General features: G+C 70.5%; 20 protein-coding genes. 7 read left to right on the top strand and 13 right to left on the bottom strand.

From position 1 onward, the window contains the following. The first annotated feature begins 167 nt into the window (after positions 1–167). The 5 genes from EOINJALH_RS13640 (at position 168) to EOINJALH_RS13620 (ending at position 7,579) form a co-directional block, all read left to right on the top strand. Positions 168–929, top strand: coding sequence for a TSUP family transporter (locus EOINJALH_RS13640; RefSeq protein WP_088280909.1), 762 nt, complete (start codon positions 168–170; stop codon positions 927–929). 90 nt (positions 930–1,019) lie between these two features. Further along, positions 1,020–1,838, top strand: coding sequence for an HDOD domain-containing protein (locus EOINJALH_RS13635; RefSeq protein ID WP_088280908.1), 819 nt, complete (start codon positions 1,020–1,022; stop codon positions 1,836–1,838). Positions 1,839–2,016: 178 nt separating this feature from the next. After that, on the top strand, positions 2,017–3,705 hold the full coding sequence (locus EOINJALH_RS13630) for an AMP-binding protein (RefSeq protein WP_088280907.1): 1,689 nt from the start codon (positions 2,017–2,019) through the stop codon (positions 3,703–3,705). Positions 3,706–3,842: 137 nt separating this feature from the next. Continuing rightward, positions 3,843–7,028, top strand: a complete 3,186-nt coding sequence (locus tag EOINJALH_RS13625) for an AAA family ATPase (RefSeq protein WP_088280906.1) — start codon at positions 3,843–3,845, stop codon at positions 7,026–7,028. 188 nt (positions 7,029–7,216) lie between these two features. Further along, positions 7,217–7,579, top strand: a complete 363-nt coding sequence (locus tag EOINJALH_RS13620; protein ID WP_088280905.1) for a hypothetical protein — start codon at positions 7,217–7,219, stop codon at positions 7,577–7,579. Between the two features lie 40 nt (positions 7,580–7,619). On the opposite strand, the gene cobA is transcribed toward EOINJALH_RS13620, so the two are convergent. The 8 genes from cobA to EOINJALH_RS13580 form a co-directional block, all read right to left on the bottom strand. Next, a complete protein-coding gene (gene cobA / locus EOINJALH_RS13615) occupies positions 7,620–8,465 on the bottom strand; it encodes a uroporphyrinogen-III C-methyltransferase (RefSeq protein WP_088280904.1) in 846 nt (281 codons plus the stop codon). After that, positions 8,462–11,257, bottom strand: coding sequence for a nitrate reductase (locus EOINJALH_RS13610; protein WP_088280903.1), 2,796 nt, complete (start codon positions 11,255–11,257; stop codon positions 8,462–8,464). The genes cobA and EOINJALH_RS13610 overlap by 4 nt, the downstream gene beginning before the upstream one ends. A gap of 22 nt (positions 11,258–11,279) precedes the next feature. Then, on the bottom strand, positions 11,280–11,660 hold the full coding sequence (gene nirD, locus EOINJALH_RS13605; protein WP_088280902.1) for a nitrite reductase small subunit NirD: 381 nt from the start codon (positions 11,658–11,660) through the stop codon (positions 11,280–11,282). Beyond that, the gene (nirB, locus tag EOINJALH_RS13600; protein ID WP_234413832.1) at positions 11,657–14,167 is read right to left on the bottom strand and encodes a nitrite reductase large subunit NirB; all 2,511 of its coding nucleotides are present in this window, start codon (positions 14,165–14,167) and stop codon (positions 11,657–11,659) included. Before nirB ends, nirD begins: the two co-directional genes overlap by 4 nt. A gap of 13 nt (positions 14,168–14,180) precedes the next feature. Beyond that, positions 14,181–14,993, bottom strand: coding sequence for an ABC transporter ATP-binding protein (locus tag EOINJALH_RS13595; RefSeq protein WP_088280901.1), 813 nt, complete (start codon positions 14,991–14,993; stop codon positions 14,181–14,183). A gap of 124 nt (positions 14,994–15,117) precedes the next feature. Beyond that, positions 15,118–16,023 carry a nitrate ABC transporter permease gene (gene ntrB / locus EOINJALH_RS13590; RefSeq protein ID WP_088280900.1) on the bottom strand — a complete coding sequence of 302 codons (906 nt, stop codon included), beginning with the start codon at positions 16,021–16,023 and terminating at the stop codon, positions 15,118–15,120. Positions 16,024–16,119: 96 nt separating this feature from the next. Continuing rightward, complete coding sequence (locus EOINJALH_RS13585; protein ID WP_255407123.1) at positions 16,120–17,352, bottom strand: CmpA/NrtA family ABC transporter substrate-binding protein; 1,233 nt, start codon at positions 17,350–17,352, stop codon at positions 16,120–16,122. Between the two features lie 294 nt (positions 17,353–17,646). Continuing rightward, a complete protein-coding gene (locus EOINJALH_RS13580) occupies positions 17,647–18,276 on the bottom strand; it encodes an ANTAR domain-containing response regulator (protein ID WP_144290028.1) in 630 nt (209 codons plus the stop codon). A gap of 273 nt (positions 18,277–18,549) precedes the next feature. Here EOINJALH_RS13580 and EOINJALH_RS13575 point away from each other — a divergent pair, with 273 nt between their 5' ends. Further along, entirely contained in the window at positions 18,550–19,890 is a 1,341-nt protein-coding gene (locus tag EOINJALH_RS13575; protein WP_088280897.1) for an anaerobic C4-dicarboxylate transporter, read from the top strand. Positions 19,891–20,003: 113 nt separating this feature from the next. Here EOINJALH_RS13575 and EOINJALH_RS13570 read toward each other — a convergent pair whose 3' ends face one another. Genes EOINJALH_RS13570 through EOINJALH_RS13555 form a run of 4 tightly spaced genes read right to left on the bottom strand, consistent with a single transcriptional unit; the run spans position 20,004 to position 22,520 of the window. Further along, positions 20,004–20,339, bottom strand: a complete 336-nt coding sequence (locus tag EOINJALH_RS13570; protein WP_144290027.1) for a hypothetical protein — start codon at positions 20,337–20,339, stop codon at positions 20,004–20,006. Continuing rightward, on the bottom strand, positions 20,336–20,890 hold the full coding sequence (locus EOINJALH_RS13565; RefSeq protein ID WP_158219761.1) for an RNA polymerase sigma factor: 555 nt from the start codon (positions 20,888–20,890) through the stop codon (positions 20,336–20,338). The genes EOINJALH_RS13570 and EOINJALH_RS13565 overlap by 4 nt, the downstream gene beginning before the upstream one ends. Then, positions 20,887–21,294 (bottom strand): DUF6249 domain-containing protein, encoded by a 408-nt coding sequence (locus EOINJALH_RS13560; protein ID WP_088280894.1) that lies wholly within the window; start codon positions 21,292–21,294, stop codon positions 20,887–20,889. The genes EOINJALH_RS13565 and EOINJALH_RS13560 overlap by 4 nt, the downstream gene beginning before the upstream one ends. 50 nt (positions 21,295–21,344) lie before the next feature. Further along, on the bottom strand, positions 21,345–22,520 hold the full coding sequence (locus EOINJALH_RS13555; RefSeq protein ID WP_158219760.1) for a S9 family peptidase: 1,176 nt from the start codon (positions 22,518–22,520) through the stop codon (positions 21,345–21,347). A 529-nt stretch (positions 22,521–23,049) separates the two neighbouring features. Between EOINJALH_RS13555 and EOINJALH_RS13550 the strand changes: the two genes are divergently transcribed. Beyond that, entirely contained in the window at positions 23,050–25,134 is a 2,085-nt protein-coding gene (locus EOINJALH_RS13550) for a reductive dehalogenase domain-containing protein (RefSeq protein ID WP_234413831.1), read from the top strand. Positions 25,135–25,157: 23 nt separating this feature from the next. Here EOINJALH_RS13550 and EOINJALH_RS13545 read toward each other — a convergent pair whose 3' ends face one another. Further along, on the bottom strand, positions 25,158–25,670 hold the full coding sequence (locus EOINJALH_RS13545; RefSeq protein ID WP_234413830.1) for a hypothetical protein: 513 nt from the start codon (positions 25,668–25,670) through the stop codon (positions 25,158–25,160). Between the last annotated feature and the right edge of the window lie 143 nt (positions 25,671–25,813).

Genomic DNA, 25,813 nt, shown 5'->3' with positions numbered 1-25,813 from the left:
ACTGAGGAGACGACAACGCGGCACCAGGCAGTCGATGCCCAGCGTGCCCCACAGTGCCACTCGCTTGGCGCAGGAAACGACGGCAAATCGGCCAGGCGCCGGACCCACCAGGTCCGGCGCTTTTTTCTTTCCCGATCCCCGATGACGCAGCGCCACCCTTCCCGCCCATGCTCGAACTGATCGCCGTGCTGGCGGCCTCGGCCCTGGCCGGTTTCGTCGATGCGGTGGTGGGCGGCGGTGGCCTGGTGCTGGTGCCGGCGCTGTTCAGTGCCTATCCGGGTGCCGCACCGGCCACGCTGTTCGGCACCAACAAGGCCGCCGCCGTCTGGGGCACCGCCTGGTCGTGCGCCCAGTACTTCAAGCGCATCCAGCTGAGCGTGCGGTCCCTGCTGCCGGCGGTGGCGATGGCCGGGGCCGGCTCCTGGGTGGGCGCCGGCCTGGTGTCGCGGGTGGACGCCACCGACCTGCGCCGCGCGTTGCCGCTGGTGCTGGTCGGCCTGCTGGCCTACACGCTGACGCGTAAGGACCTCGGGTCCCAGCACGCGCCGCGCTGGCGCGGCGGCCGCCAGGCGATGGCGGCGGCGGCGATCGGGCTGGTCATCGGCGTCTACGACGGCTTCTTCGGGCCCGGCACCGGCAGCTTCTTGGTCTTCCTGTTCGTGCGCGTGCTGGGCTACGACTTCCTGCACGCGTCGGCGGCGGCCAAGCTGCTGAACACCGCCACCAACAGTGCTGCACTGGTGCGCTTCTCGATCGCCGGCCAGGTGTGGTGGGAGATCGGCCTGATGCTGGCGGTGGCCAACGTGGCCGGCAGCCTGATCGGCACCCGCCTGGCGCTGCGACACGGCTCGGGTTTCGTGCGCGGCATGTTCGTCGTGGTGGTCAGCGCGCTGATCCTGAAGACCGGCTACGACGGCTACCTTCGCTGAGAGGGTGTCGACGCGTGGCGGCCGGAACAGCCCGCCGATGTCGGCGCTGTTCGCGGCACCGGCCCGGGCCCGTCCGGCTAATCTGCCGCCATGCCCGTCGATCCCGAACTCCGCTCCCTCGACATCGACATCCCGGCCAAGCCGGATGCCCTGGTGCGTCTGTCGCTGCTGCTGGCCGACGACGAGGTGAACCTCGACGCGGTGGGCGAGCTGATCGAGTCCGACATGGCGCTGGCCTCGGCGGTGATGAAGGCGGTGAACTCGTCGCTGTACGGTCTGTCCGGCCGGGTGCAGAGCGTGCACCAGGCCGTCACCTACCTGGGCACGCGCGAGGTGGCTGGCATCACCTTCGAGATGGGCCTGCGCGCCGCCTTCCCGCCGGCGGCGGACCTGGAGCCCATCTGGGACCGTGCCGGCCAGCGCGGCTTCCTGATGGGGCGGCTGGGCCAGACGCTGGGCGTGGACGCCTGGGCCGCCCACTCGGCCGGCTTGTTCGAGGAGTGCGGCAAGGCCGTGCTCTACCGCCACGCGCCCGAGCACTACCCGGCCATGCTGCGTGCGTCCGACAGCGACGCCGAGCTGTGCCAGATCGAGGCCACCGGCTTCGGCGTCAGCCACGACAAGCTGGGCGCGGCGCTGTGCGAAAGCTGGGGGCTGGGGCCGGCGGCGGTGGCCAGCGTGCGCCACCATGTCGACGCGCAGGCCACGCTGCAGCTGGTGGGCCCACCCGCCCGCCGCGCGGTGCTGGCCTTGTCGGTCATCGTGCAGGCGATGCTGTCGGACTCCGATTCGCTCGACGACGTCGTGGCCGAGGTCGCGCCGCAGGCGGCGCTGGACACCACGCTGGTGCTGCGCGCCGCCCGCAAGCTTGAAGAACAGCTGGCCGAGGCCGCGTCGCACGGGCGCTGACAGCGTCGACGGCCTGCCACCCGCGCGGGCCGACCCGGCCAGGCCGCGCCTGTGGCCGCAGGGATTGGGGTGGGCACCCCACACCAACCCGAGGGCAGGAAAGCCCGATGGGCTGGCCGCGCCGTCGCGGCTACCCTTGCGCACGGCCGATCCCCCGGCCGCCCGAAAGGCCCGCACCATGCCCCAGAAGACCCCCATTGCCCCCGAGAAGCTGGCGCTGCAGCGCTTGTACCACTTCGAGAAGTCGGCCCCCGACCGGGTGATCTTCACCCAGCCCATGGGCGGCGGAGCGGTGAAGACCTTCACCTGGGCGCAGGCCATGGACCAGACGCGGCGCATGGCCGCGCACCTGAAGGGCCTGGGCCTGCAGCCCGGTGACCGCGTCGCGCTGATGTCGAAGAACACCGCCTGGTGGATGATGGCCGACTGGGCCATCTGGATGGCCGGCGGCGTGTCGGTGCCGCTGTACCCCACGCTGGCCGCCGACACCATCCGCCAGATCCTCGAGCACAGCGAGGCCAAGCTGCTGTTCATCGGCAAGCTCGACGGCTGGGACGGCATGAAGGCCGGCGTGCCGGCCACGATGCGCTGCATCTCGCTGCCACTGGCGCCGGCCTGCGGCTGCCCCAAGTGGGACGACCTGGTCGGCAAGACATCGCCGATGACCGAGTCGCCGGTGCGCGACGGCGACGAGATGTCGACCATCATGTACACCTCGGGCACCACCGGCATGCCCAAGGGCGTGATGCACAGCTTCGCCACCTTCGCCTGGTCGATCGAGTCGGGCCTGAAGCGCATCACCGTCAATGCCGACACGCGCATGCTGAGCTACCTGCCGCTGTCGCACGTGGCCGAGCGCGCGCTGGTCGAGCACGGGCTGCTGGCCTCGGGCATGCAGGTGTTCTTCGCCGAGAGCCTCGAGACCTTCACGCAGGACCTGCAGCGCGCGCGGCCCACCGCCTTCTTCTCGGTGCCGCGGCTGTGGGTGAAGTTCCAGCAGGGTGTGTCGGCCAAGATGCCGCCGGCCAAGCTCGACCGGCTGCTGAAGATCCCGATCGTGCGCGGCCTGGTGCGCAAGAAGATCCTCGGCGCGCTGGGCCTCGACCAGTGCCAGTTCGCCGCCGGTGGCGCCGCGCCGATGCCGCCGCAGCTGCTCGACTGGTACGCCAGGCTCGGCCTGCCGATCGTCGAGGTCTACGGCATGACCGAGAACTGCGGCGTCTCGCACGCCACGCTGCCTGGCGTGCAGCGGCCCGGCACCGTCGGCCAGCCCTACGACGGTGTCGAGCAGCGCATCGACCCGGCCAACGGCGAGATCCAGGTGAAGAGCCCCGGCCTGATGCTCGGCTACTACAAGGAGCCCGAGCTCACCCGGGACGCCTTCACGCCCGACGGCTGGCTGCACACCGGCGACAAGGGCACGATCGATGCCGAGGGCAACCTCAAGATCACCGGCCGGGTGAAAGACCTGTTCAAGACCAGCAAGGGCAAGTACGTGGCGCCTGCCCCCATCGAGGACCGCCTGGTGATGCACACCTCGGTGGAGGCGTGCTGCGTCACCGGCGCCAACCTGGGTCAGCCGCTGGGCATCGTGATGCTCAACGTCGAGGCCATCGCGCGTGTGCGCGACCCGGCCGGCCGCAGCGCGCTGGAAGCCTCGCTGGCCGAGCACCTGAAGACCGTCAATACCGGCCTCGACCCGCACGAACAACTCGATGCACTGGTCGTCGTCACCGAGCCGTGGTCGGTGGACAACGGCTTCATCACGCCGACCTTCAAGGTCAAGCGCAACCGCATCGAGGAGGTCTACGCCGCGCATTACGACGGCTGGGTGGCTGCGCGGCGCAAGGTGATCTGGATGGGCTGACCGGGCCTTCGCCCGAGCCGGTCGATGCGGCCAGCTGCAGATGCAGCTTGACGCTGCTGGGGGTTTTCGCGGATCGTCGGGGCGTCAGCAGTCAACCGGGAGCGCCGCTTCGTTGACTCGGGAGGACACGCGACCCCATGAACCTGGCCTGTGCCGCCTGCAGATCGTCCATCGGGCCGGGCCACCGCTTCTGCGCCGCCTGCGGTGCGCCGGTCGCGGCGCCGGGCGAGTCGGCCGACCGCTTCGAGTCGCCGCTGAGCTACACGCCGCCGCACCTGGTGCAGCGCATCCTCACGTCGCGCAGCGCGCTCGAAGGCGAACGCAAGCGCGTCAGCGTGCTGTTCTGCGACATCGCCGATTCGACGGTCCTGGCCGAACGGCTGGGCGAGGAGCGGATGCATGAACTGCTGAACCGCTACTTCGAGATCGCACTGGACGAGGTCCATCGCTACGAGGGCAGCGTCAACCAGTTCCTGGGCGACGGCTTCATGGCCCTGTTCGGCGCACCGTTGGCGCTCGAGCACCATGAACGGCACGCGATCCTGGCCGGGCTGGGCGTGCGCCAGAGGCTGGCGAGCGAGTTCACCGACGCCGCGCAGGCCGCCGGAATGCCGTTCCGGGTGCGCATCGGCATCAACACCGGCACGGTGGTGGTCGGCAAGATCGGCGACAACCTGCGCATGGACTACACCGCCGTCGGCGACACCACCCATGTCGCGGCGCGGCTGCAGTCGATGGCGGTGCCGGGCGAGATGCTGATCGCCAAGGCCACGCAGGAGCGGGCCGGACCCTGGATCGACACCGTCGGCCTGGGGCCCTTGCCGATCAAGGGCAAGAGCCTGCCGCTCGAAGTGCACCGGGTGGTCGGCCTGCGATCGGCCGCGGCCGCGACCCAGGCGCTCAGCGGCCGGCGCCTCAGCCGCTTCGTCGGCCGCGAGGACGAGCTGGCGATGCTCCTGGACAGTCTCGACCAGGCGGCGTCGGGGCAGGGCCGGGCCATCGGCATCGTCAGCGAACCCGGCATGGGCAAGACCCGCCTGCTGTGGGAGTTTCGGCAGCGCATCGAGCCGCGCGGGGTCGCCTTCCTCGAAGGGCAATGCCTGTCCCACGGCCGCAGCATGCCGTACCTGCCGATCCTCGACATCCTGCGCGCGGCCTGCCGCATCGCCGACATCGACGTGCCCGAGGTGCAGCGCGACAAGGTGCATGCGGCCCTGCGGGCCGTCGGCATGGACGCCGACGCCGACACGCCGCACCTGCTGCACGTGATGGGCCTGCCGCAAGAGCCGTCCACGCGCGCCACCATGACGCCCGAGGGCCAGCAGGCCCGCACCTTCGAGACGCTGCGGCAGTTGCTGGTGATGGCCAGCCGGCGGCAACCCCTGGTGCTGCTGATCGAAGACCTGCACTGGGCCGACCGCAGTTCGCAGGCCTTCATCGCCTCGATGGTCGCCAGCCTGGCCGACGCCGCGGTGCTGTTCATCGCCACCTACCGGCCCGGCAGCCCGCCGGCCTGGGCCCAGGCACCCTTTGCCCGCCAGTTCGAGTTGCAGCCGCTGCCGCCGAGTCTCGGCCTGGAGATCGCCCGTGGCGTGCTGGTCAGCCTGTCGGGCACGGAGGCCCTGCCCGCAGCGGCCGCCGGCATCGTCGAACGGGCCGAGGGCAACCCGCTGTTCCTGGAGGAACTGGCGCGCGCCGCCGGCGAGCGCCCCGAGGCCGCCGACGGCGTGCCGGACACCTTGCTCGGCGTGCTGGCGGCCCGGCTGGACCGGCTGCCCGATGCCGCGAAGCACCTGCTGCAGATCGCCTCGGTCATCGGGCGCGAGTTCTCCAGCACGCTGCTGGCCCGGCTGTGGGACGAGGCCACGCCGATCGACGTCGAGCTCGACCGGTTGACGCGGCTGGAGTTCATCCATTGCCGCACCCCGGCCGATGCCGCCACCTTTGCGTTCAAGCACGGGTTGTCGCGCGAGGTCGCCTACGCCAGCCTGCTGGCCAGCCGGCGCCGCGCCTGCCATGGACAGGTGGGCCTGGCGCTGGAACAGGTGCACGCCGACCGCCTGGACGAGGCCACCGAGATGCTGGCCCACCAGTTCGGCCACAGCGCCTTCGACGACAAGGCCGTGGACTATGCGGTCCGCGCCGCCGGGCGGGCGCAGCGCCGCTGGGCCAATCCCGAAGCGCTGGCCTTCTTCGAACTAGCCCAGCAGCGCCTGGCGGGCATGCCGGCATCGGCCGACCACCGGGCGCGCACGATCGATGTCGTCCTCGGGCAGGCCGAGGTCAGGTTCGCCCTGGGCCAGCATGCGGCGCAGCTGGAGGCGCTGCGCCAGATCGGGCCGCAGATCGCCAGCACCGACGATCCGGCACGCCGCGCGGCCTGGCACTACTGGATGGGGTTCCTCACCAGCTTCACCGGCGGGCCCGCGGCCACCTCGATCGACCACTGCGGGCAGGCGTCGGCCATCGCGTCCGAGGCCGCGCTCGAAGACCTGCAGGCCTCGTCCGACGCCTGCCTGGCCCAGGTGCACCTGATCGCCGGCGACCTGCAACCGGCCCTGGACATCGGCGAGCGCGCCCTGGAAGTCTTCGAGCGCCAGGGCAACCGCTGGTGGGCCTGCCGGACGCTGTCGCAACTGATCCCGGCCGCCAACGCGCTGGGCCTGTGGTCGCGCGGGCTGACCTACTGCGATCGCGCGATGGCCCACGGCATCGCGATGGACGACTTGCGCTTGAAGGCGTCGGCGCTCATCCGACTGGCCTCGACCCAGATCCAGCGCGGCGATTGGCAGGCCGGGCTGCAATGCTGCGAGCAGGCCCAGGCGCTGGCACCGGTGCAGTACGACGCCGCGGCACTGCGCGCGGTGCGCGGCTATGGCCTCATCAAGGCCGGCCGCCCGGACGAGGGCCGTGCCGAGCTGGAAGCCGCCCTGACCTGGTACGACCGTGCCCACCTGCGCTTCACCCAGACGCTGTTCTCCACCTGGCTGGCCGAAGGCTGGATGCGCTCGCGGGCCGTCGACCAGGCGCTGCCCCTGCTGCAGGGCCTGCATGCCACCTGCGCCGAATTCGGCTACCGATTCCTGCTCGGCGTCACCCACCGGATGCTGGCCGAGTGCCTGCAGTCCATCGACGGCGACGCGGCCACAGCACATCTGCGGCAGGCTGTCATCCTCTTCGAAGCCATTGACGCGCGAAATGAATTGGCGAAGACTTGGTTGGTCGCAACATCGTTTCCGAATGGGCTGGTCGAACCCGGTCGCAATGCAAGCCTGCGAGCGGACGCACGGGCAGAGTTGCAGCGCCTGGGGACATTGGACTGACCCGATGCGTCGCCCCGGTCCGCATCGCTCGGGGCAGTCGATGCAGCGCGGGAGAGCCATTGCACAACCAATGCCCCTGTGCCACTTGCCAGCCGCGCGCATGGCGATCCAGAGCGCGCAGAGTCCAGTCCCCGCCGCGGACCAGTTCCGCCTTTGTCTCAACCTCAAATCGAATCAAGGAGCAAGCCATGGCGTCACTGGTCTACATTCCGCCCGAGGCCACGGAGCTGGGGCAGCTGATATTCGCTGCCAATCCCTACCTGGCCGGCATGCCGCCGAAAAACACGTGGGCCAATCCGCCGCTCACGGTCGTGCTGGTCACCACGGGGGGCGATCCGCCCTATTACATCGACCCCAAGGGCACCGAGCTGGCCGAGAGCCCAGGCCATTGGGAATTCAAGTACGCGCAGCACTACGTTGCCCGCGCGATCCGGGTGCCCTACATGTACTACAAGCGCTCCGATGCCGATCCTCTCGTCGGGCTGCTGGTGCGCGACTACTTCCTGATCGGCTTCGAGGGCGGCGCCGTCTACAAGCGGGCCAACGCCTGACGGTGTCTCGGCGGCCACGACCCCGGCCCCGCGGCCGACGTCAATGCCGCCGCCGCGCCGATCCCGTGGCCCGCCGCGCTGCGGGCCAGGCTTGGCCTTCGGCACCGGGCTCGCCGCCTGCCATGCCGGCGCCGTCGACCTCGACCGGCCAGGTGGCAGCGCAGCGCACCACGTCGCCGATCACCAGCAGCGCCGGTGCGGCCACGCCCGCTTCGGCCACCGTGGCTGCCAGCGTGCCCAGCGTGCACAGCAGGTGGTGTTGGTCGGGCGTGTGCGCGGCGCCCACCACCGCCGCGGGCGTGTCGGGCGACAGGCCGCCGGCCTGCAGCGCCTGGGTGATGGCCGCCACCCGCGCCACGCCCATGTAGACCACCAGCGTCAGGCCCGAGCGCGCCAGCGCCGCCCAGTCGGGCTCGGCACCGCCGGGCGCCGCATGGCCGGTGACCAGCGCCACGCCCTGGGCATGGCGGCGGTCGGTGACCGGGATGCCGAAGGCCGCCGGTCCGGCGATGCCAGCGGTCAGGCCGCTGACCACGCGGACGTCGACGCCGGCCTCGCGCAGCGCTTCGCACTCCTCGCCGCCGCGGCCGAACACGAACGGGTCGCCGCCCTTCACCCGCACCACGCGCTCGCCGCGCCGCGCCTCGGCCACCATCAGCCGGTGGATGAAGGCCTGCGGCGTGCTCGCGCAGCCGCCGCGCTTGCCCACGTGCACCACGCGCGCCGAGCGGCGCAGCCAGCGCAGCACGCCCGGCTGCACCAGGTCGTCGACCAGGGCCACGGTGGCCTGTCGCAGCGCCTTGATGGCCTGCACGGTGAGCAGGTCGGGGTCGCCGGGGCCGGCACCGACCAGCGTGACGACCGGGCGGTCTTCGGGACGGGTCATGTCGAGGCCTCCAGTGGGTGGTGGCGCCGCACCAGGGCCTTCACGGCCGGCAGGCAGGAGCCGCATTCGGTGCCGCACTTCAGGCGCGACTGCAGCGCGGCGAGCGAGGCGCCCTCGTCGCCGGGGCAGTGCGGCAGCGTCGCGAGGATGCGGTCTTCGCTGACGTCGTGGCAGGCGCACACCTGCCGGCTGCGCAGGGCCACAGGCTGCGGCGGCGCGGCGCTGGCGGCCAGCAGCGCGCGGCCGAAGCCGGCGGCCGGCGCGCCCTGTTGCAGCAGGTCGAGCACCCAACGCTGCGCCGCACCGTCGCCCGACAGCAGAAAGGCCTGCAGCGTGCCGTCCGGCCGCAGCCGCATCGCGCGGTGCTGGCCGGCGCGGGCATCGGCGTAGCGCAACACAGGGCCGTCGGTCAGGTCGAAGGCCGCCTCCAGCGCCGACAGCAGCGCGGTGTCGGGCGCGTCGATGCGGGCGCTTCGCCACAGCAGGCCGACGCGGTCGCCCGGCTCGCGGCCGAAGGGCAGGCAGGCGGCATAGGCCCACTGCGCCATCAGCGGCCGCAGCCGCTCGCGCGTGGCCAGCCAGGCCTCGGCCGGCAGCCAGGCGGCGGCCACCAGCCCCCAGGGCAGCTCGGCGCGCTCCAGGCGCACCGCCGTGTGCTTCAGCTCGGGTTGCTTCGACTGCGGGCAGAAGGCGCCGGTGGTCAGCGCGTTGACGCCCTGGCTGCCGTCGCCGCCCAGCACCTCGTCGCCCCAGTGCATGGCGATGAAGGCCTGCGCCGGCGGCACCGTGTCGCTGGCCTGCACCGGCAGCACCAGGCTGCCGCGGCGCGACTGCACGCGCACCAGGTCGCCGGCGCGCCACTGGCGGCGGTCGAGCTCCTGTGGATGCAGCTCGATCGCGGGCTCGCCGCCATGCGAGAACAGCCGGCCCAGCGTGCCGGTGCGGCTCATGCCGTGCCACTGGTCGCGCAGGCGCCCGGTGGTCAGCGAGACGGGGTAGCGTGCGTCGCGCACTTCGGCTGTTGGGCGAAAGGCCGGCGCGACGAAGCGCGCGCGGCCGTCGGGCGTGGCGAAGCGGCCGTCGGTGTACAGGCGTGCGGTGCCGGCCGCGGCGCCTTGCGGGCAGGGCCACTGCTGCGGCACGTCGAGCGCGGCGTAGCTCAGGCCGGTGATGTCGAGGTCGCGGCCGCGGGTGCTCTCGCGGTGCTCGTTCCACACCGCCTCGGGGCCGTCCCAGCCGAACATCGTCTCGCCGACGAAGCCCGGCACGCGGCGCGAGGGCAGGCGCCGCTCCAGCCGGCGCGCCACGTCCACCGCGATGGCCCAGTCGTCGCGCGCCTGCCCGGGCGCCGGCACGGCGGCGCGCACGCGGCTGATGCGGCGCTCGCTGTTGGTCACCGTGCCGCTCTTCTCGCCCCAGCTGCTGGCCGGCAGCACCAGGTCGGCCCAGGCGGTGGTGGCGGTGTGGGCATAGGCCTCCTGCACGACGACGAAGTCGCAGCGCTCCAGCGCCCGCCGCACGTTGGCCTGGTCGGGCATCGACTGAGCGGGGTTGGTGCAGACGATCCACAGCGCGCGGATCGCGCCGTCGGCCGCGGCCTGGAACATCTCCACCGCGCTCTTGCCCGGCGTGGCCGGCACGTCCGTCACACCCCACAGCGCGGCCACCTCGGCGCGGTGTTCGGGGTTGGCCAGGTCGCGGTGGGCGCTGAGCAGGTTGGACAGCCCACCGACCTCGCGCCCGCCCATCGCATTGGGCTGGCCGGTGAGCGAGAAGGGCCCGGCGCCGGGCTTGCCGATCTGGCCCGTGGCCAGGTGCAGGTTGATCAGCGCGCTGTTTTTGTCGGTGCCGCTGCTGCTCTGGTTGAGGCCCTGGCAGTACAGCGACAGCGTGGGCCAGCGCCCGCCGGGCGCCTCTGGCGCCAGCGTGCCGAACCAGCGCGCCGCCTGCACGATGTCGTCTTCCTTCAGCCCGCACAGGCGCGCCGCGTGGGCCGGCGTGAACTCGCGCACGCGGTCGCGCAGCGCGGCAAAGCCGCTGGTGTGGGCCTCGATGAAGGCGGGGTCGGTGAGGCCTTCCCACAGCAGCACATGCAGCATCGCGTGGTACAGCGCCACGTCGGTGCCGGGCAGCAGCGGCAGGTGCAGGTCGGCCTCGGCCGCCGTTTCGGTGCGGCGCGGGTCGGCGACGATGACCTTCAGGTCCGGGTGGGCGCGGCGCGCGTCCTCGAGCCGGCGGTACAGCACCGGGTGCGCCCAGGCCATGTTCGAGCCGGTGATGAACACCGTGCGCGCCAGGGCCAGGTCGTCATAGCACGCCGGTGGCGCGTCCGACCCCAGGCTGGCCTTGTAGCCGGCCACCGCGCTGCTCATGCACAGGCGCGAGTTGGTGTCGACGTTGTTGGTGCCCAGCAGCCCCTTGGCCAGCTTGTTGAAGACGTAGTAGTCCTCGGTGAGCAACTGGCCCGACAGGTACAGGCCCACCGCATCGGGCCCGTGCTGCCGCACGGTGTCGGCGAAGCGGTCGGCCACCTCGTCGAGCGCGGCGTCCCAGGTCACCGGCGCCAGTGCACCGCCGCGCGTGGCGCGCCGCATCGGCACCTGCGCCCGCGCCTGGGCCTGCAGCAGGGGCGCCGCGGTGAGGTGCAGCGTGCTGCCCTTGGTGCACAGCCGGCCGAAGTTGGCCGGATGCTCCGGGTCGCCGCGCACGCCGGTGATCTGCGCGCCGTCGTGCTCGATGACCACGCCGCAGCCGACGCCGCAGTAGGGGCAGGTGGAGCGGGTCTCGCGCATGGGGCGGCGGGCGGTGGCGGGGTCAGGCCGCGCAGGCGGTGCGCGGCCCGGCCACCGGCAGCGGCAGGTCGAGCGCGCGGGTGGCCAGTTCCTCGGCGTCGAGGTACACCTGCCCGGCCTCGACGCGGCAGGCGAAGGTGGGCGTGCTGCCTTCGTCCGGCGCGCGGGCGCAGCCGTCGGACAGGCCGATGGTCCAGTTGTGCAGCGGGCAGGCCACGGCATCGCCGAAGACGATGCCCTGCGACAACGGTCCGCCGCGGTGCGGGCAGCGGTCGAGCAGCGCGTAGATGCGGTTCTCGGCGGTGCGGAAGATCGCCACCGCCGGCGCCTTCAGGCGCGACACGCGCCGCGCGCCGAGCACCGGGATGTCGTCGACGCGGCAGATGGCCGTCCATTGGTTCATGCTGTCTCCTTGTGTGCGCTGGGCGTGCCCACCACGGCCACCGGTTGAAATTGCCGCAGGTCGACCTTGGCCGCCTCGTGCTCGAACCACGGGTCGGGCTCGCCGTCCAGGCTGAACTGCAGCCGCTCCCAAAGCGCCACGCGGCCGACCGCGTCGTCGAGCACCCGGCGCTTGACATGGTCGAGGCCGACGCGGGCGATGTAGTGCACCGTGCGTTCGAGGTACCAGCCTTCTTCGCGGTACAGCTGCAGGAAGGCGCCGCTGACCTCCAGCACCTCGGCGGCGGTCTTCAGCTTGACCAGAAACTGAGCGACCTCGGTCTTGATGCCGCCGTTGCCGCCGACATAGATTTCCCAGCCCGAATCGACGCCGATCACGCCGACGTCCTTGATGCCGCTCTCGGCGCAGTTGCGCGGGCAGCCGCTGACGGCCAGCTTCACCTTGTGCGGCGCGACCATGCGCCACAGCGCGCGTTCGAGGTCCTTGCCCATCTGCGTGCTGTCCTGGGTGCCGAAGCGGCACCACTCGCTGCCCACGCAGGTTTTCACCGTGCGCAGTGCCTTGGCATAGGCGTGGCCGCTGGGCATGCCGATGTCCTTCCAGACACCGACCAGGTCTTCCTTCCTCACGCCCAGCAGGTCGATGCGCTGGCCGCCGGTGACCTTGACGGTGGGGATCTTGTACTTGTCCACCGCGTCGGCGATGCGGCGCAGTTCGTCGGCCGTGGTCTCGCCGCCCCACATGCGCGGGATCACGCTGTAGGTGCCGTCCTTCTGGATGTTGGCGTGGCTGCGCTCGTTGATGTAGCGGCTTTGCGGGTCGTCCTGCGCTTCCTTCGGCCAGGTGCTGAGCAGGTAGTAGTTCAGCGCCGGCCGACAGCTGGCGCAGCCGTTGGGGGTGCGCCAGCCCAGCGTGGCCTGCACGTCGGCGATGCTCAGCAGGTGCTGCTGGCGGATCGCGTCGCGCACGGCCTGGTGGCCGAGGTCTGTGCAGCCGCACATCGCCTTCATCTTCGGCGCCGCGCTGTAGTCGCCGCCGGCGGTGAACATGAGCAGTTGCTCCACCAGCCCCGTGCACGAGCCGCAGCTGGCGCTGGCCTTGGTGTGCTTGCGCACCTCGTCCAGCGTGAACAGGCCCTTGTCCTTGATGGCCTTGCAGATGGTGCCCTTGTTGACGCCGTTGCAGCCGCAGACCTCGTCGCTGTCGGCCATGGCCGCGGCGCGGGTGTTGCCCTCGTGGCCGGTGTCGCCGATGTTGCACTCGCCGAACATCAGCTTGTCGCGGATGTCGCTGACGGTGCGGCCCTCGCGCAGCAGCTTGAAGTACCAGCTGCCGTCCACCGTGTCGCCGTAGAGGCAGGCGCCGATCAGCTTGTCGTCCCGGATGACCAGCTTCTTGTAGACGCCGCCGTAGGGATCGCTCATCACGATCTCTTCGCAGCCCTCGCCGCCGGTGAAGTTGCCGGCCGAGAACAGGTCGATGCCGGTGACCTTCAGCTTGGTGCTGGTCTGGCTGCCGGTGTAGCGGCCGATGCCGAACTCGGCCAGGTGCGTGGCGCACACCTTGCCCTGCTCGAACAGCGGCGCCACCAGGCCGTAGGCGATGCCGCGGTGCGCGGCGCATTCGCCCACCGCGTAGATGCGCGCGTCGGTGGTGGTCTGCAGCGTGTCGTTGACGACGATGCCCCGTTGGCAGTGCAGGCCCATCGATTCGGCCAGCGCGGTGTTGGGGCGGATGCCGGCGGCCATCACCACCAGATCGGCCGGGATCTCGGTGCCGTCCTTGAACTGCACCGCCATCACACGACCGCCTTTGCCGCCGTCCTGGTCGCCGATCAGCGCCTGGGTTTGCGCGCCGAGCATGAACTTCAGGCCGCGGTCCTCCAGCGACTTCTGCAGCAGCCGGCCCGCGGTGTCGTCGAGCTGGCGCTCCATCAGCCACGGCATGAGGTGCACCACCGTGACCTGCATGCCGCGGCGCATCAGGCCGTTGGCAGCCTCCAGGCCGAGCAGGCCGCCGCCGATGACCACCGCATGCTTGTACTTGGTGGCCGCGTCGATCATGGCCTCGGTGTCGGCGATGTCGCGGTAGGCGATGACACCGGCCAGGTCCTTGCCCGGCACCGGCAGCATGAAGGGCGTGGAGCCGGTGGCCAGCAGCAGCCGGTCGTAGGGCGCGCTCACGGTGCTGCCGTCGGCGCCCTGCGCATGCACCACGCGCTTGACGCGGTCGACCTTCGTCACCGTCTGGCCGGTGTGCAGCGTGATGCCATGCTCGGCATACCAGTCCAGCGGGTTGAGGATGATCTCGTCGATGGTCTGCTCGCCCGCCAGCACCGGCGACAGCAGGATGCGGTTGTAGTTGGGGTGGGGCTCGGCGCCGAAGATGGTGATGTCGTACAGCGCGGGCGCGAGCTTCAGCAGCTCTTCGACCGCGCGCACGCCCGCCATGCCGTTGCCGACGACGACGAGCTTCTGGCGCAGCAGGGGGATGGTGTCGTTCTTCATCGCGGCTCCCGGATCACGCGGCCTGCGCTTCGACATGCGCCTGCTTGCGGTACAGGAACTCCAGCACCGATTCGCGCGCCGCCAGGTAGCCGCTGTCGTGGGCCATCTCCAGGCGGTGGCGCAGCGTCTCGCGCACCGGCGGCAGCGGCACCTGCAGCACCTCGCCGATGGTGGCGGCCGGGCCGTTGGTGAGCATCACGATGCGGTCGGACAGCAGCACCGCCTCGTCGACGTCGTGGGTGACCATCATCACCGTCGAGCCGGTGGCCGCGACGATCTTCATCAGCTCGTCCTGCAGCCGCGCGCGGGTGAGGGCGTCCAGCGCGCCGAAGGGCTCGTCCATCAGCAGCATCTTGGGCTTCATGGCCAGCGCACGGGCGATGCCCACGCGCTGCTTCATGCCGCCGGAGATCTCGCCGGGCAGCTTGTCCCTGGCATGCATCAGGCCCACCAGTTCCAGCGCCTCGAGCGAGCGCTCGCGCAGCTGGGCGCGGCCCTCCTTGTCGCCGAACACGCGCTCGACGGCCAGGTGCACGTTGTCGGCGCAGCTCAGCCAGGGCAGCAGCGAGTGGTTCTGGAAGACCACGCCGCGGTCGGGTCCCGGTCCCTTGAGCTCGCGGTCGTCCAGCAGCAGCACGCCGCTGGTGGGCGTGGTCAGGCCGGCCACCAGGTTCAGCAGCGTGGACTTGCCGCAGCCCGAATGGCCGATCAGCGTGACGAACTCACCGCGCTCCACGTCGAGGTGGATGTCGCGCAGGGCGACGAAGGGGCCGCGCTTGGTGGCGAAGCTCATGCCGACGTCGCTGAGATGAAGCATTGGTTTCATGGGCAGTCCCTGGCGGAAAGGTGTGTGGGGCCGAGGTCCAGCGGACGCCACGGAACCGGCTTTGCCGGGCCGTTGGCGGCGCCCCCTTGAGGGGGAAGCGGCCGAAGGCCGCTCCGGGGGTGGGTCATGAAAATTCGAAGCGCTTGGCCACCGCCATCAGCATCCACTCGAGCAGCAGCCCGACGATGCCGATCACGAAGATGGCGATGATGATGTGGGCGACGTTGAGGTTGTTCCACTCGTCCCACACCCAGAAGCCGATGCCCACGCCGCCGGTCAGCATCTCGGCGGCCACGATCACCAGCCAGGCCGTGCCCACGCTCAGGCGCACGCCGGTCAGCAGGTAGGGCATCACCGCGGGCAGCAGGATGCGCGTGGCGATCTTCCATTCGCTGAGGTTCAGCACGCGGGCCACGTTGAGATAGTCCTGCGGCACGCGCTGCACGCCCACCGCGGTGTTGATGACCATCGGCCAGATCGAGCAGATGAAGATGGTCCAGATCGCCGCCGGGTTGGCCGACTTGAACACCAGCAGGCCGATCGGCAGCCAGGCCAGCGGCGACACCGGCTTGAGCAGGCTGATCAGCGGCGACACCATGCGATTGAGCAGCGCGAAGCGGCCGATCAGGAAGCCCAGCGGGATGCCCACCACCGCCGCCAGGCCGAAGCCCACGCCGACGCGTTCGAGCGAGAACAGGATGTTCCAGCCGATGCCCTGGTCGTTGGGGCCGTTGCGGTAGAACGGGTTCGAGAACAGCTTGACCGCCGCCTCGAAGGTGGCCGCCGGCGTCGGGAACGATCCGCCCTTCTGCGTCAGCAGGGCCCAGATGCCGACGAGCAGCGCCATGCCGGCCAGCGGCGGCAGCACGCGGCCGAAGAGGGCGCGCCAGTCGAAGGCCTCGCGCGGCGCCTTCGGTGCGGCCGTGGACGCGTGCTTGACGAGTTGCTTGGGCGCTGCGGCCGACCGCGGCGCGGCGGTCTTGTCGGCGGCGATCGCCTCGGAAGGGGAATGGAACACGGCACTGACCATGGGGGGCTCCTCGTGCATTCGGTGAAAAGGCGGGGCGGCCGGATCGGGTGACCGATCAGGCGGCGGGATCAGGCTGGAGAAGTCAGGCCGGCGTGATCAGGCCGGTGAGGTGGCCCGCACCTTGAAGCTGTCGGCGTACTTGGCCGGGTCCTTGCCGTCCCAGACCACGCCGTCGATGAACTTCGACGAGCGCATGTCGCTCTTCGGCACGCTGGCCTTCACTTGCGCCGCGGCCTGCTTGTAGAGCTCGGTCTGGTTCACCGCCTTGGCCACGGCCAGGTAGTCGGGGTGGTCCTTCAGCAGGCCCCAGCGCTTGTGCTGGGTGAGGAACCACATGCCGTCGCTCAGGTACGGGTAGTTGACCAGCCCGTCGTTGAAGAACTTCATGTGGTTGGGGTCGTCCCAGGTCTTGCCCATGCCGTTCTGGTAGCGGCCGAGGATGCGCTGGTTGATCGCGTCGACGCTGGTGTTGACGTAGGACTTCTCGGCGATGATCTCGGCCATCTTCATCTTGTTGGACAGGCTGGCGTCGATCCAGCGGCCGGCTTCGAGCACGGCCATGACCACGGCGCGCGCGGTGTTGGGGTACTTCTTGACGAAGTCGCCCGTGGTGCCCAGCACCTTCTCGGGGTGGTCCTTCCACACGTCCTGTGTGGTGGCGGCCGTGACGCCGATGCCGTCGATGATGGCGCGGTGGTTCCAGGGCTCGCCGACGCAGTAGCCGTCCATGTTGCCCACGCGCATGTTGGCCACCATCTGCGGCGGCGGCACGGTGATGACCTTGGCGTCCTTCATCGGATTGATGCCGCCCGAGGCCAGCCAGTAGTACAGCCACATCGCGTGCGTGCCGGTGGGGAAGGTCTGCGCGAAGGTGTACTCGCGCTTCTCGGCGGCCATGGCCTTGGCCAGCGACGCCACGTCCACCGCGCCCTTGTCGGCCAGCTTCTTCGACAGCGTGATGGCCTGGCCGTTGTGGTTCAGGTTCATCAGCACGGCCATGTCCTTCTTGGGCCCGCCCACGCCCAGGTGCACGCCGTAGACCAGGCCGTACAGCACGTGCGCCATGTCGAGCTCGCCGTTGACCAGCTTGTCGCGCACGCCGGCCCAGGAGGCCTCCTTGGTCGGGATGATCTTGATGCCGTACTTCTCGTCGAACTTCATCACCGAGGCCATCACCACGCTGGCGCAGTCGGTCAGCGGGATGAAGCCGATGCGCACTTCCTTCTTCTCGGGCGCGTCCGAGCCGGCGGCCCAGGCCCCGGCCCCGACGCTGGCCCCGGCGGCCATCGCGGCCGAACCCTTGATGAATTGCCTGCGTTCTTCGCTCATCAAACCCCCGCGTGTGACCATGGAAATGCTCCTGAATCGACCGAACCAAAACAAAAAGGCGTCTCGACCGCAGGGCCACGCTGTCAACACCAGCGAAGCCTGCAAGTCGGACGCCTTTGCCCGAATCTCTGTGCACCCCACACGCCGTTGTGCGTGGTGCTCACGTCTTCTTTAGCACGCGACGTGCCAGGCTTTATCGGGCCGTTTCGCCTCGATTTGCACCACAACGGTTGATCGCGCGCCTCGCGTTGGTGCGGCGCAGCATGTGCCGGTGCCCGGCGCGGCGCGCGGGTGTCAGCCTGGCGGGCGCAGCAGGTCGCGCGCTTCCACGATGCGCTCGGCCACCTGCGCCAGGCGCTGGCCGCGGTCCATCGCCAGCTTGCGCAGCTGCTTGAAGGCCTGCTCCTCGGTCAGGCCCACCTCGTCCATCAGGATGCCCTTGGCGCGCTCGATCAGCTTGCGGTCGGACAGCTGCGACTGCGCCTCGTCGAGCTGATCGCGCAGCGCACGGTCTTGCTCGAAGCGGGCGATCGCCACCTGCAGCACCGGCACCAGGCGCTGCGGCTGCAGGCCGGCGATCACGTAGGCGCTGACGCCGGCACGCAGCGCCTCGCGCATGGTCTGGTGGCTCGGGTCCTCGCTGAACACCACCACCGGGCGCGGGCTCGACGTCGACACCGTGGCCAGGTGCTCCAGCGTGTCGCGCGACGGCGATTCGCTGTCCACGATCACCACGTCGGGCTGCAGGCGCAGCACGCAATCGTGGATCAGCACCGCCGAGTCGACCACGCCCACCACCAGGTGGCCCTGCCGTGTCAGCTCGTCGCGGATCAGGCTGACACGGTGCGCGCCATCGTCGATCAGCAGCACGCGCAGGGCCTGGGCCTCGAACGGCGTGCCGGGGGTGTCGGGGGGGCGCTTCACACCGTCGTTGACGCAAGATGGATGCCGGCCCGAGGTCCTTGCACCCGCCAAGGGCGCGCCGCCCGTCCTGCCGCAGGCTTGTCCACGGTCAAGCCTGCGCCACGGCGCCAGGCCCAGAATGGACGCCGAAGTCGAACCTCGGCCCCGAGCCCGGCACCTCGCCGAACCTGGGCGTCACGTGGTGCGCCATGCACCACTCAGGTAGCAGGGCCGAGCGTCCTGCCGGCCCTTCGGCCGCGCAGTCTCTGTCGACACGCTCACCGGACCCCCCTCATGATCCCCTACCTGCAGCTGGCGCTGATCGTCGCCTGCCTGTTCTATGGCGCCCGCAAGGGCGGCGTCGCCCTCGGCCTGCTCGGCGGCATCGGCATGGTCATCCTCGTCTTCGTGTTCCGCCTGCCGCCGGGCAAGCCGCCGGTGGACGTGATGCTCACCATCGTGGCGGTGGTGGCCGCGTCGGCCACGCTGCAGGCCAGCGGCGGGCTGGACGTGCTGCTGCAGCTGGCCGAGAAGGTGCTGCGCCGCAACCCGCGCTACGTGTCGATCCTGGCGCCGTTCACCACCTGCATCCTGACCATGCTGTGCGGCACCGGGCACGTGGTCTACACCATGCTGCCGATCATCTACGACGTGGCCATCCGCAACGGCATCCGCCCCGAGCGCCCGATGGCCGCCTCGTCCATCGCCAGCCAGATGGGCATCATCGCCAGCCCGGTGTCGGTGGCGGTGGTGTCGCTGGTGGCCTTCCTGGCCAAGGCGCCGGCCGGTGCGCCCATCATCGATTTCGTCACACTGCTGTCGGTGACCATCCCGTCCACGCTGGTCGGCGTGCTGATGATCGGCATCTTCAGCTGGTTCCGCGGCAAGGACCTCGACAAGGACGAGGACTTCCAGAAGCTCGTCTCCACGCCGGAAGGCCGCCAGTCGGTGTACGGCGGATCCAGCACCACGCTCGACCAGCGGCTCACGTCGCAGCAGTGGACCGCGATGTGGATCTTCGCCGGCGCCATCGCCGTGGTGGCCCTGCTGGGCGCCTTCGAATCGGCGCGTCCGCTGGTGGCCAACAAGCCGCTGTCGATGGTGCTGGTGATCCAGATGTTCATGCTGATGGCCGGCGCGCTGATCGTGGTGTTCACCAGAACCAATCCGGCGCTGATCGGCAAGACCGAGGTCTTCCGCGCCGGCATGATCGCCGTGGTGGCGGTGTTCGGCGTGGCCTGGATGGCCGACACGGTGTTCGAGGCCAACCTGCCGGTCATCAAGGCCGCGCTGGCCGACGTGGTGAAGGCCCACCCCTGGACCTTCGCGCTGGCGCTGCTGCTGGTGTCCAAGCTGGTCAACTCGCAGGCCGCGGCCATCAGCGCCATGGTGCCGGTGGGCCTGGCCATCGGCGTGCCGCCGGGCTACGTGGTGGCCTTCGCGGCCGCGTGCTATGGCTACTACATCCTGCCCACCTACCCCAGCGACCTGGCCACCCTGCAGTTCGACCGCTCGGGAACCACCCACATCGGCAAGTACGTGATCAACCACAGCTTCATCGCGCCGGGCCTGATCGGCGTGTCCAGCTCCTGCGTGGCGGGCTACCTGATCGCCGCGGCGCGCGGGATGGTGTGAGCCCCCGGGCCTCGGCCGAGGTTCGGTACCGACCCAAAGCTGTCATCGCCCAAGCCAAGGTTCGATTGACCTTGGGCTTCGCGCGGCCCCCAGCCGCGCGCTGTGCCGCGTGCTCAAGCGCCGTTCCAGGGCAACGGCAAGGACCAGAACACCAGCAGGCCGATCAGGGCGTAGACCGCCACTCCGCCCGCCACATCTGCGCTGGCACTGACAGCTGGCAAGAGCGCAAGCCCGACGCCGGCCAGGCTCATCGCGGCCCATCGGGCGCGATGCACCCAGTCGGCCAAGGGCGTGCGCCGGCGTCGAGGCTGGGGCGGCAAGGCGGCCAGCACGCGCGCGCTGAAGCCGTTGTCGGCCGGCTCGGGTGCGCTGCTCAAGTGGCGCAGCAGGGCGGCATCCAGAGGGTCGTCCATGAGAATCTCCTGCGGGTGGATGGGGATGGTGTTCAAGGGGGCCGCTCCCAGGCCTGCAACTGCGCACGAAGCCGCGCCTTGGCGCGCAGTACTTGCGTCTTCAACGTGCCCAACGGCCAACCCAGCACCTGTGCAGCTTCGCTGTGGCTGAGGTCGGAACCATAGGTCAGCAGCAGGGCATGGCGCTGCGCCTCGGGCAGTTCGGCCATCGCCCGCTCCAGATCCAAGCGCCAGTCCGCGCCGGGCGCGAAGTCGCTGTGCATGCCCAACTCTGGCGGCGCCTCGTCCAGCGCCGGCAAGCCGGGCCGCTCCGCCGCCAGCGACGAGTAGGCCAGGCGCGTGAGCCAGGTGCGAAACCGTGCTTCGCCGCGAAAGCCAGGCAGCGCGCGCCAGGCGCGCACGAAGGCGTCCTGCGCCAGGTCGTCGGCACGGGCCTGGTCGCCACGGCACACACGGCCCAGCAACTTGCGCAAGTAGCCCTGGTGGCGCCGCACCAACTCGGCAAAGGCGCGGCTGTCGCCCGCAGCCGCGCGGGCCACCAACGGCGCCTCGTCGGGCGGTCGCTCCGCTTTGGCCGTTGGGGTCACAGCCCGGTCTGCTGCCTGCGTGCAACGGCCCACAACGCCAGCAAGCCCAGCCCCAGGCCCAGCGGCACGAATCCAATGGCCCACAGCCACGACCCCGGGCTGACCACCGTGAACAGGCCCATCAGCCCCAGGCCCAGGCCCACGTTGACGGCAGCGGAAAGTAGGACGCGGCTGGGAAGGTTGCGCTCACTGGCGTTGCGAAGGTCGCCTTCGGTCGGCCCCTCGGCCAGCAGTTCCGGCGGCACCGGCTGCCCAGCACGCGCAAACTCGCGGATGCTCAGGTGGCGCTGTCGTTCGCCATAGGCCTTGGCGGCGTAGTGCGCCACGATGGCCACGATGGGGATCAGCAGGCCCAGGATCGGGATGATCAGGTGGCCCAGCGTCAGCGTGGATTCGGAACTCATGGGGTGGATCTCCAGGTCTGCAGCACCGAGTGGACTACAAGCTGCAGTGGCTAGCGCGTGATGAAGCGCCCGCGGGCTGGGGGCTGCGCACGCAGCACCCAGTCGGCGGTGGTGTCGAACAGGCTTGCCGCGTAGGTGAAGCCGGAACCGTCGGCAGCAGGTTCGATGAGGCCGTGGTCGGCTCGCTCGAATATCACCACGTCGATGGGCCGCCCCAGGGCCTGCAACTGCCGCAGGATGGATTGCGTGCCGACGTTCGGGGCCTGACGGTCACGCCCACCCAGCAGCCACAGCTGGCGCGACCGGATGGCCTGGATCACCGGCCTTGGCTCATGGGTGAAGTCCAGGCCCTGCGCCATGGCCGGGCCGTGGGCGCGGATGTCGGCGGCAGTGAACTGGAGGAACAGCCCCGTGTAGGAACGCGGCTGGATGGCCTTCAGCCAGGGCGCCCCAGCCCAGCGGGTCTTGAAGGCGTCCATCTCGTCCAGTCCTTCGCGCAGGTCCGTGCGCACAGCCTTCTCGGTCAGGGCGGTCAGCTCCCGGGCAGGGCCTTGCGCGGCATCGTCGAACCCGGCTTCGTGCAATTGCTGCGCTACCAGCGCCTGGTCCTGGGCGATCGGCCCTTCGGCCAGGGCAAACGCGGCGACGACGAAGTCCAGGCGTACCTGAGTGGCCACCAATGGCGCCACCCAGCCGCCTTGGCTGCCGCCGATCACCCCCACCCGGCGGATGCCCGGCGCGAGACGGCGGGCTTCGCGCACCGCCGCTGCGGTATCGCTGGCGCGGGCCTGGAAGTTCGAAGTCATGGCGCCACCGGATGCCCCGGTGCCGCGCTTGTCGTACACGAACACGGCCACGCCACGGCGCGCCAGCTCGTAGGGCCACACACAGTCATCGGTGCTGGGGTTGTTGTTCGAGCCCTCGACCCAAACGGCCAGCACACGCGCATGGCCGCCTGGCGGCAGCACGAGCTTGCCGTGCAACGTGATGCCGTCGCTGGTGAAGCGGGTTTCCTGCTGCTTCAGAGCCAGGCGCGTGGCTCTGAAGCGCTCTGCGCCTTCCGGGGTGCCCAGCCACAACGTGCCTGCGGCGCAGGGTTCGAAGCGGATGGTGACGGCCCCACCCGCGAAGCTGCCGTCAGGCTGCTCCAGCAGCGGCCCGAATCGCCCGTCCGACAAGGTGTAGTGCAGACCACGGGGCTGCCCGTCGTGGCCGGTGATCGCCATCGTTCGCTGCCCGGGCAGGCCGTAGACGCCGAGCTGGCAGCGCAGATCATCGGCCAGCCGGGTGGTCACTGAGGCATCCAGCGCTGCGCGGCCGGTGGGCTGCGCAGCGAGCAAGGCCAGGCCGATCAGCAGGGGCCAGAGGTTCAGTCGGCGCATGGCGGTTCTCCAGGTGAGGGTTGTGATGACCCTTCCTTGGAGCGCTGGACAGCAGGCTTTGGATTCAAGCCAGGCGAAAAAGTCTTGTCGCCCGCCTGGTGGCGCATGACCAGTTCTTGCGCCGTCAAGAAGATCGGTCTCTTTTCGCGCCGAGATGCGATGAAGCTGCCATGCGTCGATGGCTGGTCCTGGCCGGGACGACCCGTTGGCGGCACCCGGCTGTGCCTGGCGCTGCCGCGGGCAGCTTGACCTGCGCTGAAGTCGCGGGCCGGCCCGGGGCAGGTCGCGGCGCTTGTTACGCTCCAGGCCTGCTCAAGCCGGAGACGCCGTGGCCCGACTCTTCTCCAACCGGGATCGTCCCTTTGATCTTGGCATGTTGCCGACGGAACTGCTGCCGCGTGAAGCAGCGGAGCCCATCGCCGGGGTGCGCCAGCCGACCGATGCGGTTCGCGCAGGCGCCGATGCGGTGCTGGGCGCGTTGCCCGAGTACCGCACGCTCTTCGACGAACACCTCGATGGCGTGATGGCGCCCGCACGCGCGCCGGTGCCCGACGATCTGGTCGCGCGCGCCCGCAACCTCAAGGCCTCGGCCTACTTCCTGGACGCCACGCTGGCCGGCGTCTGCGAGTTGCAGCCGCAGGACTGGCTGGACGCCGATCATCCGCCCCACAGCCACGCGTTCGTCTTTCTCGTGGAGTTCAGCCGTGAACCGCAGCCCGGCGAACCCGGCGCCGAATGGATCCGCGGCACCCACGCCGAGCGCACCGACCTGCGCTGTGCCGAGGTGGCGGTGGTGCTGGCGGCGTACGTCCGCGCGCTGGGCTGGTCGGCGCGTGGGCATGTGGCCAACAGCACCGCGGGTGATGGGGCCGGCCGGACGCGGGTCGACCTGGCCGCCCTGGCCCAGCGCGCGGGCGTGGCCAAGGCCGTCGATGGCGTGCTCGCCATGCCCTTTTCCGCGCGCGGCTTCCGCGTTGCCGCCGTCACCACCGACTACCCGCTGGCCACCGACCTGCCGATCGCGGCAACGGCATCGCTGGACTGGCCCGACGCGGCCACCTACATGGGCGCACCCGGCACCCGGCCCGGCTTCGAAGACGATGAACTGGCGCGGCGTCCTTTGCACTTGGGGCGTTACGCGATGGAGCGCATCCGGCGCGTCGATGCGCCGACCACGCTGGTGCTGCGCGACGAGATCCAGCGCGTGCCGAAGCGCGCCGACCTGTTCACCCGGGCGTTGGCGGGCGACCTGGGCGAGAAGGCCAGGACCGAGCGCACGCGCTTTGCCGTCAAGCACCCGCTGGCCTTTGCGATGACGCCGCTGATCCGCGGCCTGGTGCCGATGCAGGGCACGCGTGAGCCGCTGCAGCCCACTGGCTTTGGCGGCGACCTGTCGGACCCGCAGCGCAATGCCAACGCGGTCAAGGCCCTGGCCCATGTGATGGGCGCGGACCTGGTGGGCATCTGCGAGGCCGAGCCCTGGATGTACTACTCGCACGACGAGGTCGAGGGCCGGCCGATCGCGCCCTACCACCGGTACGCGGTGGTGATGTTGATCGACCAGGGGTTCGAGACGATGGAGGGGGCCTCGGGCGACGACTGGATCTCGGGTGCGCAGTCGATGCGGGCCTACCTGCGCGGCGCCACCATCGCCGGCGTGATGGCCGCGCATGTGCGGCGCATGGGGTATTCGGCACGCGCCCACTCGAATGCGCATTCCGAACTGCTGCACCTGCCGGCGGTGCTGATGGCCGGCCTGGGCGAGCTGTCGCGCATCGGCGAGCTGATCCTCAACCCCTTCATCGGCCCACGATCGAAGTCGGTGCTGTTCACGACCGACCTGCCGCTGGCCGTGGACAAGCCCATTGACTTCGGCCTGCAGGCCGTGTGCAACGCGTGCTTGAAATGCGCACGCGAGTGCCCCTGCAACGCCATCCCCTTCGGCCCCAAGGTGATGTTCAACGGCTACGAGATCTGGAAGCCCGACGTCGAGAAATGCGGCAAGTACCGGCTGACCAACATGAAGGGCTCGGCCTGCGGCCGCTGCATGAAGACCTGCCCCTACAACCGCGAGGACCTGGTCGAAGCCGAACGGCTTCTGTGGCTGTCCATCGACGTGCCGGCCTCGCGCCGCCAGCTCATCGACTACGACGACCGCACCGGCGGCGGCCAGCGCAACGCGGTCAAGCGCTGGTGGTTCGATCTGGAGATCGTGGACGGCGTGGCGGCGAAGCCGCCGGCCGGCGTCAACGAGCGCGACCTCGACCTCACGCGCACCGCCAAGCTGGCCGCGGCGCAGAAGCTGGCGTTCTTTCCGCCGGCGCTGCAGCCCGCTGGCGGCACGACGCTGAAGGAGGTTCTGCCCATCGACCGACCGGCTGGCCTGGCGGCGTACGCGGCGGCTGAGTCGCCTCTTGCCGCACGCCGGCGCCGCGCCAAAGGCAAGGCCGGGCCTTGAGCCGCTGCGGTGTCGACGGGCTCTCAGGCGCGAGGGGCCGTGCGCGCCGACGCCCCCACCAGCACGACCTGGCCGCCGTCCAGCAAGACCGCCAGCGCTGCGGCGTCGGGCACCGCGGCGGTCAGGATGGCGCGCCCTGGCAGCGCCACCGCCTTCAACTCGGTCCAGTCCGCCGCCGGGTTCATCAGCCGCAGTCGGCGGCCGTCCTGGCTGGGCAGTATCAGCAGCCCTTGCACCCAGGCCGCCAGGTCGACCTCGCGCATGCCGATGCGGTGGGTGCTGACATCGGCGTACAGGCGTTGCCGGGTCAGTCGCTCGCCTTCGGGCCGATAGACGTGCAGCACACCGCCGATGTGTGGCGTGTGCACGGCCGCCAGTTGCCCGCCGTCGGGGCCCGAGCGCACCGTCAGCAGGCCGCGCCCAGGCTGCGCGCCGGGCAGTACCACGGGCCGGGGCGCGATGTCTTCGAAGACGTGCGGTGCCGGCAGATTCAGCTCGCGCAGTGCATCCAGCCCGTGGCGTTCAAGCCAGAGCACCCGCGTCGCCTCGGTGGCATCGCCCAGGACGCCATGGTCATGGCGTCTTCCGCCTGCAGTGCCTGGTGCTGGACGGCGTGTACCGGCGTCGCACCGACGGGGCGCCGGAAATGGTCGAAGTACCCGCGCCAACCGATGCGGCG

The sequence above is a fragment of the Ideonella sp. A 288 genome (assembly GCF_002198735.1).
Lineage (GTDB): Bacteria > Pseudomonadota > Gammaproteobacteria > Burkholderiales > Burkholderiaceae_C > Pseudaquabacterium.
The sequence above is the reverse complement of the archived record's forward strand: the minus strand, read 5'-3'. Positions and strand labels throughout refer to the sequence as shown.

Excerpts from the sequence above, each read along its gene's own strand:
- EOINJALH_RS13640 (WP_088280909.1), top strand. The coding sequence starts at position 168 with ATGCTCGAACTGATCGCCGTGCTGGCGGCCTCGGCCCTGGCCGGTTTC.
- EOINJALH_RS13635 (WP_088280908.1), top strand. The coding sequence starts at position 1,020 with ATGCCCGTCGATCCCGAACTCCGCTCCCTCGACATCGACATCCCGGCC.
- EOINJALH_RS13630 (WP_088280907.1), top strand. The coding sequence starts at position 2,017 with ATGCCCCAGAAGACCCCCATTGCCCCCGAGAAGCTGGCGCTGCAGCGC.
- EOINJALH_RS13625 (WP_088280906.1), top strand. The coding sequence starts at position 3,843 with ATGAACCTGGCCTGTGCCGCCTGCAGATCGTCCATCGGGCCGGGCCAC.
- EOINJALH_RS13620 (WP_088280905.1), top strand. The coding sequence starts at position 7,217 with ATGGCGTCACTGGTCTACATTCCGCCCGAGGCCACGGAGCTGGGGCAG.
- cobA (WP_088280904.1), bottom strand. The coding sequence starts at position 8,465 with ATGACCCGTCCCGAAGACCGCCCGGTCGTCACGCTGGTCGGTGCCGGC.
- EOINJALH_RS13610 (WP_088280903.1), bottom strand. The coding sequence starts at position 11,257 with ATGCGCGAGACCCGCTCCACCTGCCCCTACTGCGGCGTCGGCTGCGGC.
- nirD (WP_088280902.1), bottom strand. The coding sequence starts at position 11,660 with ATGAACCAATGGACGGCCATCTGCCGCGTCGACGACATCCCGGTGCTC.
- nirB (WP_234413832.1), bottom strand. The coding sequence starts at position 14,167 with ATGAAGAACGACACCATCCCCCTGCTGCGCCAGAAGCTCGTCGTCGTC.
- EOINJALH_RS13595 (WP_088280901.1), bottom strand. The coding sequence starts at position 14,993 with ATGAAACCAATGCTTCATCTCAGCGACGTCGGCATGAGCTTCGCCACC.
- ntrB (WP_088280900.1), bottom strand. The coding sequence starts at position 16,023 with ATGGTCAGTGCCGTGTTCCATTCCCCTTCCGAGGCGATCGCCGCCGAC.
- EOINJALH_RS13585 (WP_255407123.1), bottom strand. The coding sequence starts at position 17,352 with ATGAGCGAAGAACGCAGGCAATTCATCAAGGGTTCGGCCGCGATGGCC.
- EOINJALH_RS13575 (WP_088280897.1), top strand. The coding sequence starts at position 18,550 with ATGATCCCCTACCTGCAGCTGGCGCTGATCGTCGCCTGCCTGTTCTAT.
- EOINJALH_RS13560 (WP_088280894.1), bottom strand. The coding sequence starts at position 21,294 with ATGAGTTCCGAATCCACGCTGACGCTGGGCCACCTGATCATCCCGATC.
- EOINJALH_RS13555 (WP_158219760.1), bottom strand. The coding sequence starts at position 22,520 with ATGGCGATCACCGGCCACGACGGGCAGCCCCGTGGTCTGCACTACACC.
- EOINJALH_RS13550 (WP_234413831.1), top strand. The coding sequence starts at position 23,050 with ATGTTGCCGACGGAACTGCTGCCGCGTGAAGCAGCGGAGCCCATCGCC.